Source organism: Leptospira borgpetersenii serovar Javanica (assembly GCF_003046425.1).
Lineage (GTDB): Bacteria > Spirochaetota > Leptospiria > Leptospirales > Leptospiraceae > Leptospira > Leptospira borgpetersenii.
The window spans coordinates 27183-51036 of record NZ_QAJG01000002.1; the positions used below are offsets into that span (position 1 = coordinate 27183).

Sequence of the window (23854 nt, forward strand, 5' to 3'; positions counted from 1 at the left end):
GGCTCTTTATAAAATTGAAGTTTCGCAAAATACAATAGAGAAAATTTTAAGGCTTAGGGAGCTCATAGTTTACATATTCACAATCGGGAAAGCGACTACATTGATAAAATTCCTTTTTTCGAGACGTTTTTTTCTTTTGGAGAGAACCATCCCTACAAAGAGGACAAATCCCCCAACTCGTTTTTTTCTTTTCTCGAATCTCCGCCCATTCTTTTCGAAACACGGAAGCGACAAACTTGCTATTCTGAATCTGAGTTTGCAGATCGGACCAAAGTCGATTTAATATGACAAGAGAATCAATCTCGTTTTTTTCGATCCTATCCAAATTTGATTCGAGTTCCGCGGTAAATTTTTCCCGAAATAGATCTCCGAAACCGGATTGTAGAAAAAAGTTGACCTTTTCTCCCAATGGAAGCGGATAAAAAAATTTCTTTTCCTGTTCGACGTATTTCCTTTTAACAAGTATCTCCGATACCGTTGAGTATGTGGAAGGCCGGCCAATCCCTTCCCTTTCCAGTTTTGCGACAAGAGTACCCTCCGAGTATCGAGGAGACGGTTCCGTTTGTTTTTTTTCACACTCCGCTTTCTGAAGGGTCAACAGTTCTCCTTTTTCCCAATTTGGATTCGCCTTTTTATCTGCTTCGTTTAATATTTTATATCCGGGAAAGAGAGTCTTTTTAGTTTCCAATTGAAAATATTCTCCGGCCACAAAAATGGAATATTCAGTTTTTAAGAATTCTTCCGGAGGTAGAAGATACGAAATGGTTCGTTTCCAGATCAGCTCATAAAGAGAAGCTTCTTCCTTTCCTAAAAAATTTTTTGCGCTTTCGGAAGTTAAAAACGGATCCGTAATACGAATCGCTTCGTGTGCATCCTGAATCTTCTTACTAGATTTTTTGACTTTACGTTCCAGTTTGTTCGCAAAAGTTTCACCAAACTCGGAAATGATCCAAGAGTTTGCCCGTTCCACAAAATCCGGACTCAAACGAATGGAATCTGTTCTCATATATGTGATCAACCCCTTTCTTTTACCGTTTCCAAGATCCATTCCTTCGTAAAGTTTCTGAGCAATGCTCATCGTCTTTTTAGAAGAGAATCGTAATTTTCGAAAAGCTTCCTGTTGTAAACTCGCCGTTTGAAATGGAGGAGGAGGCAGGTTTTTTTTATGAGATTCTTTTTTTTCAGAAATCCGGAGATTTTTTTCTTTTTGAACGTTTTGTAAAATCAGATTCGCTTTTTCTTCTGAAAAAATCCGATCGCCCACCCTTTGGAAAACACCTTCGATCCCTTTTTTATCATGCACATACAATAGTACATTATAATATATTTCTGAATGAAAATTTCGAATCTCGTCCTCTCTGTCACAGATCCACTTTAAAGCGACAGACTGTACTCTTCCGGCAGATAATCCAGGGCCAATCTCCTTCCAAAGAACGGGACTGATAAAATAACCGATCAGCCTATCCCCGACTCTTCTCGTTTTCTGGGCTTCAACCAAGGATTCATGGATCGTATCCGGATTTTGTAAAGAACTCAGGATCGCGTTTCGCGTGATCTCCGTAAAACGAATCCGAAAGACATTCGATTTTTTTTTCAGGCGATCCCGGATATAGGCACTGATAAATTCTCCCTCTCGGTCCGGATCGGTTGCCAGAAAAATTCTTTGGGATTCTTTTGCCGCCTTTATGATTTCGGAAAGAATCTTTTTCTTTCCGGGAAGAACTACGTATTCCGGTTCAAAACGATTCTTCAGATCCAATCCGAGAGTCGTCTTAGGAAGATCGGCCACGTGTCCGAGTGTTGCGAGAATTCTAAATTCTTTGCCTAAATAGCCGCCGATAGTTTTTGCTTTGGAGGGAGATTCAACAATGATAAGTGAGGACACCAATTCTTAAGGTTTAGTTTAGTTTCAGATTTTCAATTAAATATCACTAAATACAAAAAAAAGAACACCCCGGATTTTGAATTTCTCCGGGGAAAAGCAAAAAGATTTCGATCAGAAAAAACTTTTTATGCGTTCGCAGGGACCGGAAAAAGTCCTTCGATCGAAAGATATCTTTCTCCTGTATCATAAGAAAAAGTTAATACTTTCGAACCTTCGGGAATTTCCGGTAATTTTTTTGCAACTGCTGCAAGCGCTGCGCCGGAAGAAACTCCGATAAAAAGCCCTTCTTCCTTTGCCGCTCTTTGTGCGTATTCGAATGCTTCTTCTTTACTGATTTGAATGGTTCCGTCCAAAAGATTCGTGTGAAGGTTTTTAGGAATGAACCCAGCTCCGATTCCTTGAATCGGGTGTGGCCCAGGTTTTCCTCCCGAGATTACGGGAGACGCTTCCGGCTCGACAGCAAACACTTTCAACTTTGGAAATTTTTGCTTCAAAACCTGAGCTACACCTGTGATATGTCCTCCAGTTCCGACCCCTGTGATTACGTAATCTAGTCCGTCCGGAAAATCTTTTGCAATTTCTTGGGCTGTCGTTTCTACGTGAACTTTGATATTCGCTTCGTTCTCAAACTGTTGCGGCATCCAAGCTTTTGGGTTTTCTGCTACGATTTGTTTTGCTTTTTCAATCGCTCCCGGCATTCCTTTTTCTCTCGGAGTTAGTTCGAATTCAGCTCCATAAGCAGCCATAATTCTTCTTCTTTCCACGCTCATGGATTCAGGCATTACTAAAAGAAGTTTGTAACCCTTCACAGCGGCAACAAGAGCCAAACCGATTCCAGTGTTTCCGGAAGTAGGTTCTACGATGATGCTATCCTTAGTGAGTTTTCCGGTTTTTTCCGCATCCTCAATCATGGAAAGAGCAATTCGATCTTTTATAGATCCGCCTGGGTTTGATCTTTCTAATTTTGCATAAACCTCGCTCTTTGTTTTAAACAAGCGATTAATTTTTACATGGGGTGTATTTCCGATCGTTTCTAAAATACTCTCAGCTTTCATTTCTGTTTTCCTGCCTCATAATAAGGATTCTTGAGTTTAGATGTTGTTATATTAGACATTTATTTCAATATAGCAAATAGGTTCAAGAAAAAAATCCTTTCCTTGGAACTCTTTTTGTACAAAGCATGGATTTTGGAACCACAAGATTCTCTCATGAACTTGGAAGAACACACTAAAGAGTTTCCCGAAAAAGAAAGACAAGTGAAGATCCTTAAACTCTTCTTAGTTAGTGGATGGTTGAACTGTAAAGTTCCTAATTCCTATCCGCCCATACCCTACGAAGATTTTAAATTTCCTGCAAAACTATGTTCTGAAGAAAGGATTCCGCAATCGGTCCGAATTCAATCCCAAGTCCACGAAAGACAGCATAAATTGTAGAGATATGAACATTAGAATCTCCGGGCGTCGCCGCGTAACCCCGGACCTCTTTCTCCAAAATTTCCAAAGAGCCCAAAAGGATCACGGCATGAGAAAAAATTCTTCCGTATAATCCTCGATCCCTTCCCGAAGAAAAAATCGAGTTGGTAGAAACCAGCTCGGTCGTAGATAAATACGGATCATTCCGTAATCTCCTCAGAATGACTTCTTTTGGTATGTTTTTTTTCAATCGAAAACGAAATCGAACCAAATGCATATAAGGAGAATTAATCGTAACCGAAGAAGAAGTTAGTGGCAGTTTGATTCCAATTTGAGAATAAAGTTCGCTTAATAATCTACTATGGTGGGTTCCCCATTCCGCCTCGGGCTTGACAAGAAGAGGTCCAGTTACATGCGGATCATCCTTTGCCATATCTGCATCTCTTCGAATCACCAAAAAATCCGCTTCTTCTAAAATAGATCCCAATTCATAAGGAGATTCTTCGATTAACAAACGAAGAGTACCCGCTAAAGTATGCGTATTGCAGGTGGAAACATGCAAAAATCTCGGGAGTTTTTTATTTTCCAGAAATTTTCTCGCGTCTGGATACAAAAATTGAGGCCCGAACCTATGTTCGCTTCCCTGAGCGATAAACATTTGAATTTTAGAATATTCCAATGTATCATATTCTTTGATTCTCGAATCAGCCACCCCTGAAGGAGAACAGTCGCAAAGTACGACCGACTTTTCAAGCGCATCTTTTTTTGAAATAAATTCGGGAAAAAATTCCCCGACACGATTATCCTCCGTATCAACAACGACCCCTCCTTTTTCCACAAGTGATAGGATCGTAGGAATTTCGGATTTTTTGAGTCGATAAGGTTCTACGTAAACCTGGAATTTTCCAATTTTCCCTTGAAGCAAAAGTAATAAAGACGCAAGAGGCCAACCAACGACCCCGATTCCTCGAATGTATACACCGGGAAGATACGTTTGAGTCATACGCCGATCCTTTTCGTAAACGAAAAATTTGTGAAAAATATTACAAAAATCTTAACCAAGTATTCTCGGTACAAAGAGGCGTTTCCACATTTTAAAAACGGAAAAACGGGGATTTTACGATAAAAATACGTGGGAGTTCTGACATTTTGAAAGAGTAAAATGGAAATTTTATCATAAAACGCGATTACGTAGAAATTTCCATAAACCCAAAGAGCACTCCTAAGAGTATTTGCAGTTATACTTACAATAGGAACAATGCACATTTTCTTCGAATCAAATTTACACTACTAGTTTTTCCGTAAATCGATTTGTGTAATTTCGATTTTTAAAGAAGACTACAAATTCTTCTTCAGAAAACGGATCTATTCATTCCTGACGAACTTATCATTTCTCACTTCTAACCTCTCGAATAATACGGATCTTGTAGATAATTTTCTTTGTATTTGAGATAATTCCCGGCCGTTCGAGTAATGATTTCTCTTTCCTTATCGGTGATATCCCGAACGATCTTTCCAGGCGACCCCATTACCAAAACTCCGGGAGGAATTTTTTTCCCCGGTGTAACCAAAGTTCCGGCTCCGATAAACGCAAATTCCCCGACTTCCACATCGTCCATCAAAGTGGCGCACATTCCCACAAACGCGTTGTCCTTGAGTTTACATCCATGAATCGTCGCTCTATGTCCGATGGACACGTTATTTCCGATTTCGACCGGATATACATCTCTTGCGACATGAATGATCGTGAGATCTTGAATGTTCACATTCTCCCCGATCCGAATAAAATTGACGTCTCCTCGAACCAAGGTCTGAAACCAAATGGAAGAATTTTTTCCAATCACTACATCTCCGACCACCTGAGAACCCGGAGCCAGAAAAACGGATTCGTGAATCCGGGGTTTTTTTCCCATATATTCCAGAATTTGGTAATTTGATTTCATCAATCCTTCTCCCTTTTCAGACACTTTTCTAAAGAATCAAAACAAGTTTAAAACAAAGATTTTCTTTGACCCTATTTTCGATCCACAAAAGAATGTACGCATGAGCGGAAGTTCTTCCAATCAAGAAAAAAGGGAAAAAATAAAATCTATTCTCAAACAAGCTGGAATCGGACTTTCAATCGGTTTGATTACGGCATCTTTGATTCGGTTTTTTCTTTTTTTTCCGTTTACGCTGGAAACGAAAGAAATGCTTCCTACCTATTCCCCTGGAAAAAGAATTTATTTTTCCCGTTTTGTGAATCGATCCAATCTCTATCTTGGCGATTTGGTTTTAGTAAAACATCCGACTCAAGAAGGTAAGGTCGTCTTTTCAAGAATTGTAGGTAAACCGGGTGACACGGTTCAGATGAAAAATAAGATTCTATATCGTAACAATAATCCGGAAGACTCCTCCGGTATCGGGAGCGGATTTGTACTCCAGTTCGAAGACAAGCGAGGACCGTTTCCTGCAAGTTTTTCTAGTCGGGACAATAGCGAGCCTTTAATTCTCAAAGATCGAGATTATTTTTTACTCTGCGACAATCGGGATTCCTGTTCTGATTCCAGAGATTTCGGTCCGATTCCCATTGAGTACATCTTGGGAAAAGCTCTCTGAATTTTCTCACCCGCTTTCAATTTTAAAATCGATTTTTCGAACATAGTTCCAATATTCGTTTAGGATTTTTCAATTACTGATCCTATAAAATAGAATACCGTTAATTTGAGCGCAAATCTCACGTTTAGACGCAGAATTTTAGACACTCTATTACGTAGAGATGGGTAAAAAGCCAAAAATCAATTCGTTCAGAACTTTCAAGGTTTTAGAGTAACAATAGCGTGAATTTGAATATTCCAATTTTCGATTTTACGATTTGACAAGGCTTGATCCGCATGATATCTTGGCCCGATTCGTTCGGGCGTTCATACCCAGACAATTCAATGAATAAAATCCGATCGATTCAAAATGAAACATTCAGAACTTACATTCCAACTGATGGTCGAATCCGTCCCAAACGCAATTTTATTGCTGAATCGGGATGGCAAGATCGTTTATATCAATAATCAAGCCGAGAAATTGTTCAGATATGAACGAATTGAATTGATCGGACAGGTTGTGGAAGTACTTCTTCCACATCGATACCGCAAGAATCATCCCACATTTAGAGATTCCTTTTTTCTTTCTCCAAAAGTTCGTCCGATGGGTGCAGGTAGGGATCTTTTCGGACTCAAAAAAGACGGAGCCGAGTTTCCAATCGAAATCGGTTTGAATCCGGTCGTAACCGCGGACGGAACTCTCGTTTTAGCTTCTATCATCGATATCACAGAAAGAAAAAAAGCGGAACAAAGATTCCGTCTCGTAGTAGAGTCCGCTCCGAACGCGATGGTTCTGGTAAACGCGGAAGGAACGATTTCTCTCGTAAACGAACAGACCGAAAAACTCTTCGGTTACGAAAGAGAAGAATTGATCGGAGCCAAATTGGAAATACTGCTCCCGGAACGTTTCCGTATAGAACATCCGGACCGGAGAAATCAATTTTTTCAATCCCCTTCTGTTCGATCGATGGGCACAGGAAGAGATTTATTCGCTCGAAGAAAGAACGGGTCCGAAGTACAAGTAGAAATCGGTTTGAATCCGATCGATACGGATGACGGCCTTATGGTTCTTGCCTCCATCATCGACATTACGGAAAGAAAAAATCAAGAAGCCACATTGATTCGAAAAAACGAATTGGAAGTCAAAAATAAGGAGCTGGAGCAATTCGCATTTCTTGCATCTCACGATCTACAAGAACCTCTTAGAACCGTATCCAACTACATTCAAATTTTGGAAGAGGATTATGGCAACACACTCGATTCGAATGCAAATCGTCATTTAAAAACGATCGATCAAGCAACCAAACGAATGAGTGTCCTCGTAAAAGCCCTTCTTATGTATGCAAGAATCGGAAGAGATCAAAAATTAACTCTTACGGATTTAAATCGTACTCTCTCAGAAGTTCTTTCCGATCTCGAAAACTTGATTCTTCATTCCAAGGCCAAAATCATTTCCGAACTTCTTCCGAGCTTGAACGTATACGAGGTGGAATTCAGACAACTTCTTCAGAATCTGATTACGAACGCGATCAAGTTCTCCAAAAAAGAAACTGATCCGGAAATTAAGATTCACTGTCGGAATGAAGGCGAGCATTGGCATTTTTCGGTCCAAGACAATGGAATCGGAATCGAATCCAAATATTTGGATAGGATCTTCTTCATCTTTCAAAGGCTTCATATCAAAGAAGAATATGAAGGTCACGGAATCGGTTTAGCTCATTGCAAAAAAATCATAGAATTACACAACGGCCGGATCTGGGTCGAATCCTCTATAGGAATAGGAAGCACTTTTTATTTCAACATTCCTATTTTAAATCCATGAAAAATCAAAAACTAAAATGTATTCTCTTCATCGACGATAACCAAGACGATAATTTTTTTCACGAAAGGGTGATCCGCAAAGGAAATTATGCGGAAACCGTAATCACAAAACAATCCGGTCAGGACGCTTTGGATTTTTTAAAAAATAAATCGGAAAATCCGGAGCCGTTTCCCGATCTCATTTTCCTAGATATCAATATGCCCGGGATGAACGGTTGGGAATTTTTAGAGGAATATAAAAAATTAGATCAGGCACTTCAAACCAGCACAATCATAGTCATGTTGACTACTTCGGAAAATCCGGATGATAGGAATAAATTCTCCCAATTTGGCACCACATCGGATTTCAAAACGAAACCTCTTACGAATTTGATGATGGATGAAATTTTAATCAGAAACTTTTCTCAATCGAGTTCCGCAGGCATACAGCCTTCCTAAAGAATTTCAATTCAAAACTTCCCACAAACGTTTTACAAAATGTGAACAAACATATCCTCCTGTCTGATTGGAATAGACCACTCCGGTTTTGTGTTCTATTATCAGACCGATCTTTTCCATTCCCCAAAGTCTAACAATCGGTTGATTCATAATTTTAACGTTATGCTAAAAGCCATCTCAAAAATACTTTATCTTTACTTAAAATACCAATTTCGATTATTCTAAGATATTTTTGAGATGGCTTCTACTATTAAACGACCATTTTTTTCAACGATGATGTACGATCCTATCATTTCACCGTTCTCGTTCTGTATAAAGTTGAATGATATGAACCGTATTCCCATGCGGATTTTCTTATAAAAATCCCGGATTCATTCTTAAATTCTCCCCAAAAAACGGATTTTCAAGAGAATTATCCGGGAAAATACTGTACCTTAAAAAATTCTCCCCTACGCACATCGCCGAACAGGGAGTTCTAAAATAAAATCTGAAACAACAAAGGGAAAAAAATGACTAGAATAGCCATCAACGGATTTGGAAGAATCGGAAGACTCGTTTTCCGTGCAGGAATCAAAGACCCTAATCTGGAATTTGTCGCAATCAATGATTTAGTTACTCCTGACAATCTGGCCTACTTACTCAAATACGATTCCACTCATGGAAAATTCCAAGGAACCGTCGAGCATACCGATAAAGAACTGATCGTAGACGGAAAAAAAGTTCTCTGCGTTTCCGAAAGAGATCCTGAAAAACTCCCCTGGAAAGACCTGAAAGTGGACTATGTGATCGAATCCACCGGGCTTTTTACCGACAGAACGGGAGCAGAAAAACACATCAAAGCGGGAGCGAAAAAAGTCGTAATTTCCGCACCTGCAAAAGACAAGGATATCCCCACATTCGTAATGGGTGTCAACAACGAGAAATACAACGCGGCAACCGATCACATTGTGTCTAACGCGTCTTGCACTACAAATTGCCTGGCCCCGATCACTAAAGTCGTCCTTGATAACTTTGGGATCGAAGAAGGCCTGATGACCACGATCCACGCAACAACGGCGACTCAGCCTACTGTAGATGGCCCTTCCAAAAAAGACTTCCGCGGCGGAAGGGGAGCAATGCAGAATATTATCCCTGCGGCGACCGGCGCTGCAAAAGCGGTGGGACTTTGTATCCCTGAAGTTAACGGTAAACTGACAGGTATGTCTTTCCGTGTTCCAACTCCGGACGTTTCCGTCGTCGACTTAACCGTTAGAACCACGAAAGAAACCTCTCTGAAAGAAATTTCCGCAAAGATGAAAGAAGCTTCCGAAGGATCCATGAAAGGAATCCTCGGTTATACGGAAGACATGGTTGTTTCCAACGACTTCGTAAGCTCCACACTCTCCTCCATTTTCGATCAAGACGCTTGTATAGAATTGAACTCCAGATTCTTTAAGCTCGTTTCCTGGTATGACAACGAGATGGGATACTCCAACAGAGTTCTAGATCTCATCCGCTATATGGCGAAGAAAGGCTAGTTCATGGAATTGCCTAGACTCGAAAACGTCGACCTCTCGGGAAAAAGAGTTTTTCTGAGGGTAGACTTCAACGTTCCCATAGAAAACGGAAAAGTTACCGACAAAACCAGAATCGAAAAAACTCTTCCTACGATCGAACTTCTGATTAAAAAAGGAGCAAGAATAATCATTGCAAGTCATTTGGGAAGACCCAAAGGTCAAACAAATCCAGAATTCTCCTTAGCCCCGGTCGTAGAAGTCTTCAAAGGACTCGTTAAGTCAAACGTCTACTTCTCTAAAACCGTAATCGGAGACGAACCGATCAAACTTTCCAAGGAACTGAGAGACGGAGAAATCCTCGTGATCGAAAACGTCCGTTTTCATAAGGAAGAAGAAGAGAACGAACCGGGTTTTTCCAAAAAGCTCGCCGCACTTGCGGACGTTTACGTCAACGACGCGTTCGGCGCTGCTCACAGGGCTCACGCATCTACGGAAGGAATCGCCCATCTTCTTCCTGCATATGCGGGCCTTTTAATGCACAAAGAAATCGTGGAACTTTCCGCTCTTCTTACAAAGCCCGCTCGTCCGTTTGTTGCAATCATCGGCGGCTCCAAAGTTTCCTCAAAGATCAAGGTTTTAAACAACCTCTTTGACAAGGTAAATCATCTTCTCATCGGCGGCGGAATGGCATATACTTTCTTAAAATCTAGAGCGGTTCCGGTGGGAAATTCTCTGGTGGAAAAAGACTTCGAAGTACAGGCCTTTCAACTGATCGAAAAAGCCGGAGTTGCAGGAGTGGATCTTCAACTTCCTGTGGATCATATCATCGGAGATCAATTCAACGAAAAAGCGAAGACCAAGTCCGTAGATAAAATGGGAATCTTAGACGGTTGGATGGGGATGGACATCGGTTCCAAAACGGTTTCGAACTACGAAAAGATCATCAAAAACGCAGGAACGATTTTTTGGAACGGACCGATGGGAGTTTTTGAAATGGATAAATTCGCGGGTGGAACGATGGCGATCGCGAAAGCGATTTCGAAATCCAAAGCGAGAACAGTAGTCGGTGGTGGAGATTCCATCGCAGCAATCAACAAAGCGAAAGTTGCCGATAAGATTACCCATATTTCTACCGGTGGAGGCGCTTCTCTCGAATTTATGGAAGGAAGAAAACTCCCCGGAGTGGAAGCTCTTAAGAAAAAAGTCTCCGAATAAAAGGTCCGGCTCTTTCACGATTTTTTCTTCTTATCGTAAAGAGCCGACTTATGATCCGGACTAAATGATATTTTCTTCAAATAGAGTTGGATAATCTTTTATAAGATTCTTTCGAAATCCCAGAAGATCAAATCAATCATTAGAAATGGATCGCTCTAAAAAATCCTTGAAGCAATTCCCCTTTCTTACAAACTCTCCCTAGCTTTATCGGAATCATCCATCAAGAGGAAATCGCATGCGCAAAACGGTAATCGCCGGAAACTGGAAAATGAATCTCTCCGAAAAAGAGGCTCTATCTCTGGCACATTCGATTAAAGAAAAGATCCCTGCCATTTCTAAAGGTAGAATTTCTATGATTTTTCCTTCGACATTGCATCTTGCGGGTGTTGCGAAAATTTTACAAGGAACAGAAATTCTAGTCGGAGCGCAGAATGTGTATCCTTCCGGGCTTGCGGCCTTTACCGGTGAAACCTCACCGGAACAACTAAAAGAACTCGGCGTGAAGGTCGTTATGATCGGACATTCGGAAAGAAGACAATTTCTAGGCGAGACGAATTCCTTTTGTAACGAAAAGATTCATTTCTTATTAAAGAATGATTTTATCGTGCTCTATTGTGTAGGTGAAACTCTTATGGAAAGAGAATCCGGAAAAACCTTCGAAGTAATTTCTTCCCAAATTCGAGAAGGCTTGAAAGGAATCCACAGTCATTCTTTTTCCAATCTGATCCTAGCTTATGAGCCGGTCTGGGCGATCGGAACCGGAAAAGTGGCAACACCGGCACAAGCACAAGAGGTACATTCTTTTATTCGTAAGGAAATAGCCGGTCTATTCTTAGGCGCGAAAGAAATTGCGGAATCCATCTCAATTCTATATGGAGGTTCCGTAAAACCGGATAACATACAAGCGCTCTTAAAGGAAAAAGATCTAGACGGCGGGCTCGTAGGAGGAGCCAGTCAAAAAATAGATACTTACGCGGGTCTATTCTGAGAACTGACCCAAAATCTCATACGCAAGAACTTTTATGAGAGTTTAACGACGAAAAAATCGTTCCAAAACGATCAAGGGAACGCGGACTTATTACGAACTTGTCGAATAGATCGGAACCGATTTTTCTAAGGCTTTAAGTAGGACTGTAGCGTCAAATCGCACATCTACAGAGTATTTTCATTGTCACCGTTTGGTGACTTCATAATTTGGTAAAGGATTCAATTTTTTCTCAGGAACTGATATGTTAAACGGAGTGATTCTAACCCTTTTTGTTTTTGTTTCTCTCTTTCTGGTTTTACTCGTTATGATCCAGACCGGTAAAGGAGGAGGACTTTTAGGAGGAGGCTCCAGTCAATCCGTTTTTGGTTCTTCCACAGCAGATGTTCTTACCAAGGCCACGCGTGTAACCGCAATTTTGTTTATCATTCTTTCTCTTTTTCTCTCTTTTCTTTTTGCCAAAAAAGAAGACAGGTTGATGCCGGAAACAGTTCCCGCCCTGATAACAACACCACCTGAGGAAACTAAAAGTGAAACAAATACACCCACGGCTCCCGCGACACCATCTTCTACTCCGACAACCAATCCTTAATTTCGAATGGAAATACATCGAGAAAAGATTTTTTTTCACAAAGAAGGTCTTTTTTCGAACTTAGTTTCATTGTTTCCAAACCTCTTAATTATTCTTCTCCTATTTACGAATTTTTCCATATATTCCCAAAGCGACGACATACATAAAAACAAATCCTCAGACACAGCTTCCATCTTAAACAGAAGGATTTTAAAAATCTATGAAGATCTGGGAGCTACTCGAGATCTGTTGAAATTGGAGAGAATAGAATCCGTTCCGAGTGGAATCTATATTACTTTTCTCGGAACCTATCCGAATCGAAAAGGAATCAAAATCGTAAAACATTCTTTTCAGGAAAAAAAGAATGGGATCGAAAAGGCTGAGAGCAAATCCATTCTCTTGGAATTTACGGGAACCACTCTTTCCAAAGTTGTGACGGAAGTGAAAGCGGAAAATATGGACGGTTCCGATACAACTCTCATTCGTTTAACGGACGAAACCCCTCTTGATCAGAATGTGGACGATATTGTTCTACAAGCGGATCAAAATGGAAAAGAAGTTCGTTATCCAATCCAACTTCTTTCAGATGATCGAGATAGATCCGATTTTAAGCAGGAATTTTACTTAAAACTTCTGGAAGATTTTCTGATCCAACTTCTGAGACTTCAAGAAATGCAACGCCAGGAATCGGCAAAAAATAAAAAAAAGTTACTGCAAACTTTTAAAGATTCTCTATAATATTGAGTCTTCATGTCCTCGTTGCAGGAAAATCTCTTAGAAAGAGCGGGCGAACTTCAATCCATCTTGGATGGGATTACCGAACCGTTGGTACTCATTGATCCGGGATTTCGCATCCGGAGAGTAAATCGGTCCACACTGGAATTTTCGGGCCAATCTTCGTTCTCTTCCATTATAGGAAAAAAATGCTACGAAGTACTCTACAACCGCAGTGATGTCTGTCCCTATTGTCCGATGAAAGAGATGCAACCGGAGGAAGAGAACTTCAATCGATACTTCGAGTATCCGAAATCGGATGTAAACCGGGAAATTTTCCATTCCGTCAGAGGCCAAAAAGAAACTCTCTATCTGGACTTTTATCCGATCGAAAAAGATCATGTCATCGGTTCCGTTCTCGAAAAGGTAAGTAATATCACTCGAATCAGAGAAAAGGAAGAGGAAAATTTAAGAATCCGTAATCTGGCCTCTTTGGGAATTTTTATTTCCGGAGTCGCGCACGAACTCAACAACCCACTTACCGGAATGAGTTTAACTCTTCAAAGTCTTTTGAACAATCTAACTTCGATCGATCCCGAGTTTTTTCGGAAACGTTTGGATATGATGAAAGAAGATCTAACCCGCGCCGCGATGATTGTAACTGACATCATCAGTTTTGCCAAACCGGATCGTTTGATGACTACGACCGTAGATATATACGAAACGATTCAAAAAGCAAAGGAAAACGTAATCTGGGTGTACCCTGTTCTTTCCAAAAATATCGTCTGGGAAATCCTTTGTGAGCCCGGAACCACATTTCAATTTAATCCGGTGAAGATGGAACGTCTTTTTATCAATTTATTTAAGAATTCCTTGCAAGCCTTCGACTATGGAGAAGGAAAAATCCGTGTGGAAGTCCGTAAAACGAGAAATATGGTACATATCATCGTAGAAGACAACGCAGGAGGAATCCCCGACAATCTGATCGATAAAATATTCTCCCCTTTCTTTACAAAAAATAAAACCGGAATCGGGACCGGACTCGGACTTTCTATTTGCCATTCCATCGTCAGGGAACACAGCGGAGAATTATCGGTTAAATCCTTCGAAAAAAAAACCAGATTTCGAGTCTCCCTCCCTCTCACACAAAATCACGGATATTCTTCCTGATGTATCGTATTCTTATCGTTGAAGACATTCATTCGATCCGAGAGGCAATTAAGGATTTACTTTCCGGAAAATATAAAATTTTCGACGCGGAGAATTACGACGAAGCGATTCGTATATTAAAAAACGAAGAGATTCATCTGGTCATCACCGATATTCGAATGCCCGGTAAAACCGGTTTGGATTTGATCAAAACGATCCAACACGAATTCCCTCACGTTCTTTATACGTTGATGACGGCTTATAATATCAACGACTACATCAACTTCGCGCACAAACACGGTATCTGGAATATCATTCCCAAATATTCCTTCTTAGACATCAAATTAATCTCCGTTATGGTTCATAAACTTCTCACCAGAGACATTTTCGGAGTGGAGAAATATTTCGGACCGGAATTCGTCATTCAGGAATCCAAAGAGGGAGATAAGGATTTTTCAGTTCCTAACCCGAACGGAATCGTTTTCAAAAGAATCTATTCGGACGAACAAAGAAATTTTCTCTGCAATCGAATTGCTAAGTTTCTTGTGGAAAAAGGAGCTCCGAACGCAATCAATCAAATCCTGGAAGAACTTACCTCCAATGCAATGATTCGTGCACCAAGAGATTCCAAGGGAAATTATAAATACCAGTACGAACTTCCTTCCCGAGATCTTGTTATCCCTCTGGAAAACATTCAACTTGCGGAATCGGATTTTTTCGAGATCGGCTACGGAATCGCCGAGAACACCTTCATCATCGTGATTCGGGACCATTTCGGTTCTTTAGATAAAAAGGAAATCTTAAAACGTCTGGACCGCCACATCACCATAGACGAATCTACTGGATTTCCACCGGGACTTGCGGACTCGCACGGTAGAGGTTTATATATCTGTCGGGAAATTTCAGACCAATTGATCTTTAACATTGAAAAAGAGAAAAGAACTGAAATTATCGCCCTTCTCGATAAACAAGGGAATAAAAGTTATAAATCTCTTTCCATTTACGAAGTTTAAACGGATCCCAAAAACATGGAAACTTTCCCAAAAGCGTTTCTGCGGGAATTAATGCGAAGTTAAAACGCTTAGAATACGCAACTGTTTAACAATTTCTATTCTTCCGATTCTTTTTGGTATTTTTTTGTAGAGATAAGCAAAGCGAACAGTAACCTTGCTTTTGAATGTGATTAGAGTTATCTCAAAAATACCTTAGGAGTACAATAGCGCATCCAAGAGCGATAAAACCGTCGAAATTGAAATCATAATATTCATAACGAACAACAAGTTTTCTGAAGTTTTGAAACCGTGCAAAAAGGCGTTCAATTTTCCATCTTCGTTTGTAACGTCTTAATCTAAGACGATCTTGTGTTGTTTGTTTTCTACTCTTTCTATGTGGAGCATACCTCTTGTTCCGTAATTACTCAATATGTTTCCGTCTAATGAATTTTTTTACAGATGTCGTCTAACAAAAGAGTCTCCTCGACGTTGCGGCCGCGAACGCATTAGCACACGAGGTGCCTTAGTTGCGTCTTGCAAGCCGCAGCGACAAAACACATGTGCCGGAGGCTGGAGCGAGGATTTGTATTAGCAAATCCCGAACGAAGCGAGGAGACGAAGTTAGACGAAATGGCTGGTAAAACTTAGAGCCGGTCTCAAAACCTTAAGAATGTAGGAGCTATTACAATTTTAAACAACGAGAGAAAACCGCCAATGCGACGGTTTCTGTGGAAACTCTCACGTTTTTTAAAAACTTGCCGGATCGTCTAGAGATATTTTTCTTCAGGTTTTGAGACCGGCTCTAAGCACCTTTACTTTTTAAATGAATAACAGGTTCCGCATCTAATGCCTGAGCAAGGCGATTGATGAAAGAAAGAGATAAATTTTTATAATTCCCAGATTCAATTCTAGCAATAGCAGGCTGTGACGTGCCTATTTTCTCAGCCAAATCCTTCTGAGTTAAATTTCTCTTCTTTCGAAGTTTAATAATCTCTTTAGCGAGGGTAAATTCATTGGAAAGGGCATCGTATTCTTTCTTAAAATTTTTATTCTTAAGTTCTTTATTCAAGAGCGAATCGAAGTCTTTAGTTTTAAGCTTCATGCTCATCTCCTTTATAAATTTTCATTAATTTATAAGCTTTAGTCAATTCGTCTTTCTCTGTTTTTTGATCTTTCTTAACAAAGCCAGAAGTTATTATAACTACTCTGCCCTTTTCAAAAAAATAAAATAGGCGGCAAATATTGGAGCTCTGCTTTATTCTTAATTCAAATAAGCCCGTGTAACCTTGGATCTTTTTAGAAAAAGGTTCTCGAAGTTCAGGTCCAAATTCTGCTAATAACTCAATTGTTCTAAATGCTTTTGCCTTAAGTTTACTTTCCAGCTTTAGTAAAAATTCTTCTGCAGGTTCTAAAAGCTGAACTTTAAACTTCACGTTTACAATATATCAGATCTGATATACTTTGTCAATTCTTGTTAAAAAGACAATTTTCCAGCCATTTCGTATAACGAAAGAGTCTCCTCGACGTTTGCGCTCCCGAAGCGCGTACACGCGAAGGGATTGACAGAGGCTTGAGCGAACCTTAGTGAGCGAGCAAAAGCCGAACGTCAAAGCAAATGTGTCGAAGACCGTAGTGAGGGTCGCATGAGCGATCCCGAACGAAGCGAGGAGACGAAGTTGCTGCTGCGGTTAGTCAAAAAGAGTTTTCTCTGTCTGTAAAATTGCTTTAATTTGTATTTCAAGAATCGGAATTTTATTTTCGATAAGATCCCATACTATATCATAATCTACGATAAAATAGCCATGAATTAAGTGATTCCTGGTAGCGGAGAATTTTCTCCATTCAGGTTCTGAATATTTCTTTTTAAAAGGATCAAAAAGCTTATTCGAAGCCTCACCAATAATTTCAACACTTCTGACAAATGCTCTTTTTAGAACGTTGTTACTTAGAAAATTATCTTTATTCGTTTTATTGAATTCTTCTCTTAAAAAGAGAATTTCATCGTAAATGTGTTTAATATAATCAATATCAGACTTCAATTAATATAGACTCTTGTTCAACAGATTTCTTAATGGACCCCGAAATAGAATCGGAAGTAAGTAGATCAACTTTAGCTGTGAACAAATCTTCTAATAAAAAGGTAAGATTGATATAATTATCGAAAGTCTTCATTCCGTCTTTGAATGTAACTAAGAAGTCAATGTCGCTTTTTGAATTTGCTTCCTTTCTGGCGACTGAACCGAAAAGACGAATAGCCTTAACGCCCAAAATGTCTAGCTCTTTCTTGTAGCCTTTTAGAGATTTCTCGATCGTTGTTTTGTCTAAAAATTCTACAGTGACCATTGTTCAAAATTAGTTAAAAATCTCTAAAAGTCAAGCGAAGGATTATATTGTCGTACCGATTTTGTCAATTTTAAGTGTATTAAATTGATTTTGCAGCAATTACGCCTAACGACCAAGATTTCTCGACGTTTGCGGTCCTGAAGCGCGTCTAAACGCGCGAAAGGATTTTAACTTTGGCTTGAGTGAGCCTTAGCGAACGTCCCGCAAGCCGAAGTTAAAAAGCAAATGTGACGAAGCCCAAGCAAGAGTCGCGTAAGCGATCTCGAAGCGCCTCGAGAAACCGCAGTTAGGCCGATGGAGCATGTCCTTTAACTTTTCATTAGTGATGCAATTCGAGTTTTAGAGCTTCGATTTTCAGGTCTAAAATGGCAAGTTCCACATTTAGTCTTATCTCGACACGTTTGGCAAATTGAATCTTCATTCAATGCGTTTGCTAAAAATGCAATAGTATCTTCGGACGTTGTAGTCATTGGTTTACCTAAAGCCCAAGCAATTCTACGCAACGTTCGTGAAGATTCCAGAGTTAGTGCCATTTTGTTCTCTCTATCACATTAGAATTCATTATGTGTATATATATCACACAATGAGATTAAGCCAAGAGAAAATGTTATTTATTATCACATATTTTGAAATTTTGTGAGAAATTATACTTTAAACTTAATGAAAGCTACTAATCCTTACTTTGTGAGAGTAGATTCTAAAAGTATCGGAGAACGATTATTATATTTCCGCAAAAGTATAAGTTTTTCCCAAAAACAAATGGCCGAAAAAGCCGACATCGATCGCTCTTACATTGCTCATGTCGAAAATGGAAGTATCCCTTCAAGTGAATTTATCATTAGGCTCGTTAATGCTTTTCATCTTTCGGTAGATTGGTTGCTAACTGGAAATGGGAAAATGCTTTTACCTGATGAAGGGCATGTCTTTAATAAACTTAAAGAAGAACATATTCAATTTCTTGAAAAATTAACTAATTTAACTCCTCAAAAACAGACAAAGCTAATAAATGCTTTCAAAAATATTATTGAAACGGAATAGATTTTTCTTATCTCCTCTTCTTTTTTAAATTTTGTTATTAAAAATTATTTTGCATGCTCTGTCGCCTAACGAAAGAGTCTCCTTGACGTTGCGGCCGCAAGCGCTTTTGCGCGACGCGGTTGGCACGAGGTTCGAGCGAGCCTTAGCGAGCGCCTCGCGAACCGAAGTGGCAAAGCAATGTGGCTTTAGCCCGGAGTGAGGGTCGCATGAGCGATCCCGAACACAGCGGTAAGCGCAAGTTAAGCGATGCTCGTCTTCAAAAACAAATTGCACTTTCTCCATTAGTGGCGGAGCAAAAGCACAAATAATAGAAATCTTAATTTCTAAAACGTTTTCCTTTAAACAAAATAAGAACTTGTCCCAAAACCTGAAAAGAAATCAGCACAATCATTTTATAAGTTCGTAATAGAGCGAGGAAGTTCTCGCAGATTGATGATTTATGGATTTTATAACGGATTTTATCGTTGAAACACTTTTGTAGGAGTTCCGACATCTTAGGTTTTGGGACAAATTCTAAATGTCCAACAATTATTGAACAATATCAAGTTCAGTACATATTAGTATTTCATAATAATCAAAGATTCCTATAAAGAAATAGTTCCTTTCCGGTTTCCAATACGACAGAACCGTTTTTACCGGAAGTGAAAAATCGCGCCGGAAGATCGGAACTTTTGATCTTCTCCTTTTTTAAAATCTTTCCGTTTTCATCGATAAAAAGAATCTCTTGATTTAACTCGACAGCAAACCAGTCTCCGTTGTGAAATACGGTCTGGTATACTCCGTTATTCGACTTTCGTTTTATATTCAGGATCTTTTTGCCAGTAATATCATAGAATTCAACCTGATTCGGAGCCGAAATGAGTATTTCTCCCGTATTAGAAATCGCTAAATACAGTTTATGAGGATAAATCGTATCTAATTCGAACGTAGAAATCTCCTGTCCGTTTCTTTCTAAAACTAGAATCCTATCCTTATTTGCATTCATAAGATGAATCGCCGTTTTGGTTCCGTCCGGAGAAACGGAAATACTTTTTGCAAAAACCGGATTTTTTTCGGAACCGAGATCTTTTCTGAGCTGAATATCACCCTTTGCATCAAGAACGAATAATTCTCCTCCCGAAAAAAGAACTCCCGTAATCAACGAGGCAGAAGCAAACGCATAATCGGTCAAAAATCGCCCGTCTATTTTTCCGGCTCCGGTAACGTTTCCATTGATATCCGATAAAATCACTTGGTTATGATCTCCAGCGATTAAAAGCACAAGATTTCCAGTAGGAGAAATGCGGGGATAACTTCTGTATTCCTTCGTCCAAAACATCTCTCCGGAAGGAGTATAAAAATTCACCTCAGAGCCTATCTTTTTGTATTCAAGATATCCTTTCGCATTCAAAGGATATTCAATTCTATTTGTATCGCCGAACACAACTCCTCTAGTAGACCGGATAGGATAATACGAATTCTCGAATTTATACCCGTTGATTGCTTCTTCCGGATTCCATAAAAATCTCGGATCAGGAATCATTCCTACGTGCGCCGACTTGGAAAAGGCCCACACTTTTTGAATTCCGGTCGCAGTGGAATACGGGTTTCCAAGAAGATAAAAAAACAATACGGAGAAAAATATACCGAATCCCGTTATGGAAAAGTGTTTCATGCAGACCTCTTTAAACGATCGTATAATAAATAAATTCCGGTATGAGCGGCAAACTCTCGGAAAGAACTTCTCGGGAATGGAAAATAGTGTTCGTGAATTTCAGTCCCCTCGTTTTTTTGTCCAATTCCAAAGTAAACGAGTCCTACTTTTTTCTGCGGAGTTCCTCCTCCCGGCCCTGCGATTCCGGTAACGCTGATCGAATAATCGACTCCAAGAGCGTCTAACGCTCCTTCTGCCATTTCTTTAGCGATTTCGCCGCTTACCGCTCCGAATTCATCCAAAGTATTCCGTTTAACCCCAAGTATTCCCGTCTTAACGCTGTTATCGTAAGAGATTATTCCTCCGTAAAAATACGCCGAGGACCCGGGAACATCGGTAAATGTTTTGGCAATCAACCCTCCGGTGCAACTTTCCGCGGTTCCTATCGTGATTTTTTTTTCGAGGAGCATTCTCGGAAGCTCCTCAAATATGTCCGGCGTGGATTTGGTCCCGTAAAACGTATCCAACTTTCGAAGTAGATCATCGACTAATGCACGACTATCAGACTGAAAACTCGCACGGATATATCCTCTTTTCGCTGCAACTCCCCAGATTGCCTTTCCGTCCGCTATGGCCTTTTCTTTGGAAATAAATTCTTTTTGAAATTGTGACTCACTCATCCACCAGATAAATCGAAATCCTGAGTAGAGTTCTCGGGAAGAATAAGTCTTTAAAATCCAAGGAGCGAACTCCTCCCGAAACATTTCGGTCATTTCTCCCGGAACACCGGGCATACAACCCAGATGCACGTTTTCCGCCAGTGATGTGATAAAACCGGGCGCAATTCCGACGCTGTTATTTAATATGATGGAGCCTTTCGGAACGGATACTTGTCGGATTGCAGTCTGCATTGCTTCCTGAAAATTTCTTCCACGAAGTTTATAAAAGGTTTCAATTCTTTGTCTTGCGACCGGGCTTTCTTCAGTGGCAACCCCTTTTAATCTGCAAACCGCTTCCAGAGTATAGTCGTCCTCCGTAGGTCCAAGCCCTCCGGTCATCACCAAAAGAATCGAAGTCTCCCTCATAGAGAGCTCGGTTAACGTTCGTAATTCTTCCAGTATAACGACAGGATCGTCAGGCAAAACAACAAACTTGGAAACAGTGAATCCCATCCCAAAGAGCTCGTTTGCAATCCAGGAGGAATTTGTATCCTGACTTCTTCCTGCAGTAAGTTCCGTACCCGTAGACACTACGATAACTTTAGGAAAAGACATTAGCTTTCCTTTTCCATTTTTTCGGGAGCGGAAACACCGATCAACCCGAGTCCTTCCGCAAGCACGCTCTTGGCCGCAAGACAAATCCTTGCAAGTCCAAGACGTACCCCGGGCGTAGCGTCTTTCAGTCTATTATTCTTTCCTAAATAAAAACCCGTAAAGGCCTTCGCAAAACTTTGTAGATAATTGGTGACCCGATGCGGTTCCATCGAATTTGCAGAGTCGAATATTTCCTCAGGAAACCTTGCGATCCAAAATAAAAGTCTTTTTCGCTCTTCGGACATCTCCAAAGATTCGGCCGCTGCGGCGGAACTTTCCGTTCCCACCTCTCGAAAGATGGAACAGATTCTTGCATGCGCATACTGCAGATAAAAAACCGGATTTTTATCCGACTGATCCTGGGCCAGGTCCAAATCAAAATCGAGAGGTGCGTCCAGGGAACGCATTACAAAAAAGTAACGTCCTACGTCTTTGCCGTGTTTTCCCAAAAATCCGATGAGATCACTCATCGTTTGAAAGGAACCGGCACGTTTACTCATTTTTACCTTCTGTCCCGATTCGAGTAGATTGACTTGTTGAGAAATAATTACTTTAAAATTTTCCTTTTTATATCCAAGAGTTTGTACCGCTCCGGAAAGTCTCGAGATATAACCATGATGATCCGGTCCCCAGATATCGTAGATTCTATCGTATCCACGTTCGATTTTATCCCTATGATAAGCGATATCCGCGAGTAGATACGTCGGTCTTCCGTCGTCTCGAACCACAACCCGATCCTTGTCGTCTCCGTATTCCGTAGATCGAAATATTTTTTTTCCGTCTTCTTCAAAGATTTTTCCGGCTCTTTCCAAATCTTTCATCACCGCAAGAACCTTGTCCGATTCGTGAAGTGTCCGTTCACGGAAGTAATTATCGAACTCAACTCCGAACGAGTCCAAATCCTTTCTCTGCCAATCAAGATTGTTCTCCACGGTCCAGATAGAACAAAGCTCCGCGAGTTCACGGTACTTTTTTTCTTTTAACAACGTTTCGATCTGGGAGGATTTTTTCGGTTCATTTAAAAGAGCATTTGCAATATCTTTTATGTATTCGCCTCGATAACCCTCGGCCGGTAATATATTCTTTTCCAAAATCGTATCTATCGGTGTAGTATCGTCCGCTTCTTGCTGGGTGCTGAATTCTCCCTTTATTTCTCGGATCCGAACCAAAGTGGAAACTCCGAGTAAAAAAACCTGATTTCCGTAATCGTTGATGTAAAATTCCTTGTCCACATTATGACCGATCGCCTTTAGAAGAGAAGCCATCGTGTCTCCGTTCGCCGCGGCCCGTGCAGAAACTATATTGAGCGGACCTGTCGGATTTGCGGATACGAATTCTAAGTTAATCTTGAGAGGGTGTTCCACTTTTGGGAAATGATCTCCGGAAAGAATGGATTTTTCTATGTATCCCAAAAGATACGATGGGGAAATTTTGAAATTTACGAAGCCGGGAGGGGTAAAATCCACTTTCTCGAAAAGATCGGTCCGTTTTTGCAGAATTTCCACTAGTTCTTTCGATACTTGAATCGGATTTTTTTTTAGTAATTTAGAATTTTCTAATGAAAATGACGTGGAATAATCTCCGAATTTTTCATCTCTGGAATATTCGATTTTTATTCGGAGCGAACTTTTTTCCACATCCGGAAACGAAACAATTAAGGAATCCACTCCTTCTTCCAGTGATTTTAATACGATTTGTTTGAGCGTTTCATTTTCTTTCATATGTCGAGCGATCCATAGAGAGCGAGACAACCAACGAGCAACCAAGTGTTGCGAGTGGTTTCCAACGAAGTTGGAAAAGAGAGCGATCCATAGAGAGCGAGACAACCAACGAGCAACCAAGTGTTGCGAGTGGTTTCCAACGAAGTTGGAAAAGAGAGCGATCCATAGAGAGCGAGACAACCAACGAGCAACCAAGTGTTGCGAGTGGTTTCCAACGAAGTTGGAAAAGAGAGCGATCCATAGAGAGCGAGACAACCAACGAGCAACCAAGTGTTGCGAGTGGTTTCCAACGAAGTTGGAAAAGAGAGCGATCCATAGAGAGCGAGATTGAGTTTATAGAAGACTCTCTGCATAACTGAGATGAGTGATTTTTCGCAAAATGTGGGAACTACTGCATATTTCAGTGAGACAGAGTCCGGAGAGTAAGCAAAAGAATTTCCCGGAAAGGGGAATGCGAGGCGTGACTTTTGCGAGGAAGAAACCTCCTCCATCCTTTTTATTTCAATTTCTTTCATAAAATCCTTATTGCAAAAGCAATTCGTACAAAACTAT

At 40.3% G+C, this 23854-nt stretch carries 25 protein-coding genes and 1 pseudogene; 11 read left to right on the plus strand and 15 right to left on the minus strand.

The window, feature by feature from the left end; genetic code table 11:
• Positions 1 to 46: 46 nt before the first annotated feature.
• From topA to CLV95_RS01760, 5 genes are all read right to left on the minus strand, one after another.
• On the minus strand, positions 47 to 1885 hold the full coding sequence (gene topA / locus CLV95_RS01740; protein ID WP_002733581.1) for a type I DNA topoisomerase: 1839 nt from the start codon (positions 1883 to 1885) through the stop codon (positions 47 to 49).
• Between the two features lie 125 nt (positions 1886 to 2010).
• Entirely contained in the window at positions 2011 to 2940 is a 930-nt protein-coding gene (gene cysK, locus CLV95_RS01745; protein WP_002725644.1) for a cysteine synthase A, read from the minus strand.
• A 286-nt stretch (positions 2941 to 3226) separates the two neighbouring features.
• On the minus strand, positions 3227 to 4300 hold the full coding sequence (locus tag CLV95_RS01755; protein ID WP_002733660.1) for a hypothetical protein: 1074 nt from the start codon (positions 4298 to 4300) through the stop codon (positions 3227 to 3229).
• The gene (locus CLV95_RS18695) at positions 4297 to 4563 is read right to left on the minus strand and encodes a hypothetical protein (protein ID WP_016749114.1); all 267 of its coding nucleotides are present in this window, start codon (positions 4561 to 4563) and stop codon (positions 4297 to 4299) included. The genes CLV95_RS01755 and CLV95_RS18695 overlap by 4 nt, the downstream gene beginning before the upstream one ends.
• A 134-nt stretch (positions 4564 to 4697) precedes the next feature.
• Complete coding sequence (locus tag CLV95_RS01760) at positions 4698 to 5240, minus strand: gamma carbonic anhydrase family protein (RefSeq protein ID WP_002725699.1); 543 nt, start codon at positions 5238 to 5240, stop codon at positions 4698 to 4700.
• Between the two features lie 100 nt (positions 5241 to 5340).
• Between CLV95_RS01760 and lepB the strand changes: the two genes are divergently transcribed.
• The 3 genes from lepB to CLV95_RS01775 all read left to right on the plus strand — a co-directional run bounded on the left by lepB (position 5341) and on the right by CLV95_RS01775 (position 8132).
• Positions 5341 to 5895, plus strand: coding sequence for a signal peptidase I (lepB, locus tag CLV95_RS01765; protein WP_002733629.1), 555 nt, complete (start codon positions 5341 to 5343; stop codon positions 5893 to 5895).
• A 378-nt stretch (positions 5896 to 6273) separates the two neighbouring features.
• Positions 6274 to 7695 carry a sensor histidine kinase gene (locus tag CLV95_RS01770; RefSeq protein ID WP_016749113.1) on the plus strand — a complete coding sequence of 474 codons (1422 nt, stop codon included), beginning with the start codon at positions 6274 to 6276 and terminating at the stop codon, positions 7693 to 7695.
• The gene (locus CLV95_RS01775) at positions 7692 to 8132 is read left to right on the plus strand and encodes a response regulator (protein WP_002725663.1); all 441 of its coding nucleotides are present in this window, start codon (positions 7692 to 7694) and stop codon (positions 8130 to 8132) included. The genes CLV95_RS01770 and CLV95_RS01775 overlap by 4 nt, the downstream gene beginning before the upstream one ends.
• 6 nt (positions 8133 to 8138) lie before the next feature.
• Here the strand turns inward: CLV95_RS01775 and CLV95_RS18700 are convergent, their stop codons facing one another.
• A complete protein-coding gene (locus CLV95_RS18700; protein ID WP_002725687.1) occupies positions 8139 to 8282 on the minus strand; it encodes a hypothetical protein in 144 nt (47 codons plus the stop codon).
• 359 nt (positions 8283 to 8641) lie between these two features.
• Here CLV95_RS18700 and gap point away from each other — a divergent pair, with 359 nt between their 5' ends.
• The 7 genes from gap (at position 8642) to CLV95_RS01815 (ending at position 15275) form a co-directional block, all read left to right on the plus strand.
• The gene (gene gap / locus CLV95_RS01785) at positions 8642 to 9649 is read left to right on the plus strand and encodes a type I glyceraldehyde-3-phosphate dehydrogenase (protein ID WP_002725734.1); all 1008 of its coding nucleotides are present in this window, start codon (positions 8642 to 8644) and stop codon (positions 9647 to 9649) included.
• A 3-nt stretch (positions 9650 to 9652) separates the two neighbouring features.
• Positions 9653 to 10843 (plus strand): phosphoglycerate kinase, encoded by a 1191-nt coding sequence (locus tag CLV95_RS01790; RefSeq protein ID WP_002725733.1) that lies wholly within the window; start codon positions 9653 to 9655, stop codon positions 10841 to 10843.
• A 235-nt stretch (positions 10844 to 11078) separates the two neighbouring features.
• Entirely contained in the window at positions 11079 to 11831 is a 753-nt protein-coding gene (tpiA, locus tag CLV95_RS01795) for a triose-phosphate isomerase (protein WP_002725683.1), read from the plus strand.
• A gap of 241 nt (positions 11832 to 12072) precedes the next feature.
• A complete protein-coding gene (gene secG, locus CLV95_RS01800) occupies positions 12073 to 12420 on the plus strand; it encodes a preprotein translocase subunit SecG (protein ID WP_002725705.1) in 348 nt (115 codons plus the stop codon).
• Between the two features lie 6 nt (positions 12421 to 12426).
• Positions 12427 to 13137 carry an endostatin-like outer membrane lipoprotein LenA gene (gene lenA, locus CLV95_RS01805; RefSeq protein WP_002733753.1) on the plus strand — a complete coding sequence of 237 codons (711 nt, stop codon included), beginning with the start codon at positions 12427 to 12429 and terminating at the stop codon, positions 13135 to 13137.
• Between the two features lie 12 nt (positions 13138 to 13149).
• Positions 13150 to 14283, plus strand: coding sequence for an LIC_12097 family sensor histidine kinase (locus CLV95_RS01810; RefSeq protein WP_002725669.1), 1134 nt, complete (start codon positions 13150 to 13152; stop codon positions 14281 to 14283).
• Positions 14283 to 15275 (plus strand): response regulator transcription factor, encoded by a 993-nt coding sequence (locus CLV95_RS01815; protein WP_002725667.1) that lies wholly within the window; start codon positions 14283 to 14285, stop codon positions 15273 to 15275. Before CLV95_RS01810 ends, CLV95_RS01815 begins: the two co-directional genes overlap by 1 nt.
• A 181-nt stretch (positions 15276 to 15456) precedes the next feature.
• Here CLV95_RS01815 and CLV95_RS01820 read toward each other — a convergent pair.
• From CLV95_RS01820 to CLV95_RS01840, 5 genes and pseudogenes are all read right to left on the minus strand, one after another.
• Positions 15457 to 15609, minus strand: a pseudogene (locus tag CLV95_RS01820) (transposase); the annotation flags it as partial.
• A gap of 447 nt (positions 15610 to 16056) precedes the next feature.
• Positions 16057 to 16356 carry a helix-turn-helix domain-containing protein gene (locus CLV95_RS01825; RefSeq protein ID WP_002725636.1) on the minus strand — a complete coding sequence of 100 codons (300 nt, stop codon included), beginning with the start codon at positions 16354 to 16356 and terminating at the stop codon, positions 16057 to 16059.
• A complete protein-coding gene (locus CLV95_RS01830; RefSeq protein ID WP_016749110.1) occupies positions 16346 to 16687 on the minus strand; it encodes a type II toxin-antitoxin system RelE/ParE family toxin in 342 nt (113 codons plus the stop codon). Before CLV95_RS01830 ends, CLV95_RS01825 begins: the two co-directional genes overlap by 11 nt.
• Before the next feature lie 255 nt (positions 16688 to 16942).
• The gene (locus tag CLV95_RS01835) at positions 16943 to 17293 is read right to left on the minus strand and encodes a HepT-like ribonuclease domain-containing protein (RefSeq protein ID WP_002733649.1); all 351 of its coding nucleotides are present in this window, start codon (positions 17291 to 17293) and stop codon (positions 16943 to 16945) included.
• Positions 17283 to 17597, minus strand: a complete 315-nt coding sequence (locus CLV95_RS01840; RefSeq protein ID WP_002731154.1) for a nucleotidyltransferase family protein — start codon at positions 17595 to 17597, stop codon at positions 17283 to 17285. The genes CLV95_RS01835 and CLV95_RS01840 overlap by 11 nt, the downstream gene beginning before the upstream one ends.
• A gap of 660 nt (positions 17598 to 18257) precedes the next feature.
• Between CLV95_RS01840 and CLV95_RS01845 the strand changes: the two genes are divergently transcribed.
• A complete protein-coding gene (locus CLV95_RS01845) occupies positions 18258 to 18635 on the plus strand; it encodes a helix-turn-helix domain-containing protein (protein WP_002733706.1) in 378 nt (125 codons plus the stop codon).
• A 574-nt stretch (positions 18636 to 19209) separates the two neighbouring features.
• On the opposite strand, the gene CLV95_RS01850 is transcribed toward CLV95_RS01845, so the two are convergent.
• The 4 genes from CLV95_RS01850 to CLV95_RS01865 are packed head-to-tail and all read right to left on the minus strand — an operon-like array spanning position 19210 to position 23817.
• Positions 19210 to 20289, minus strand: a complete 1080-nt coding sequence (locus CLV95_RS01850) for a WD40 repeat domain-containing protein (protein WP_002733762.1) — start codon at positions 20287 to 20289, stop codon at positions 19210 to 19212.
• Positions 20286 to 21542: a nicotinamide-nucleotide amidohydrolase family protein gene (locus CLV95_RS01855; protein WP_002725728.1), complete on the minus strand. Its 1257-nt coding sequence runs from the start codon at positions 21540 to 21542 to the stop codon at positions 20286 to 20288. The genes CLV95_RS01850 and CLV95_RS01855 overlap by 4 nt, the downstream gene beginning before the upstream one ends.
• On the minus strand, positions 21542 to 23302 hold the full coding sequence (argS, locus tag CLV95_RS01860; RefSeq protein WP_002733716.1) for an arginine--tRNA ligase: 1761 nt from the start codon (positions 23300 to 23302) through the stop codon (positions 21542 to 21544). The genes CLV95_RS01855 and argS overlap by 1 nt, the downstream gene beginning before the upstream one ends.
• A complete protein-coding gene (locus CLV95_RS01865; RefSeq protein WP_107694853.1) occupies positions 23299 to 23817 on the minus strand; it encodes a hypothetical protein in 519 nt (172 codons plus the stop codon). The genes argS and CLV95_RS01865 overlap by 4 nt, the downstream gene beginning before the upstream one ends.
• Positions 23818 to 23854: the final 37 nt, after the last annotated feature.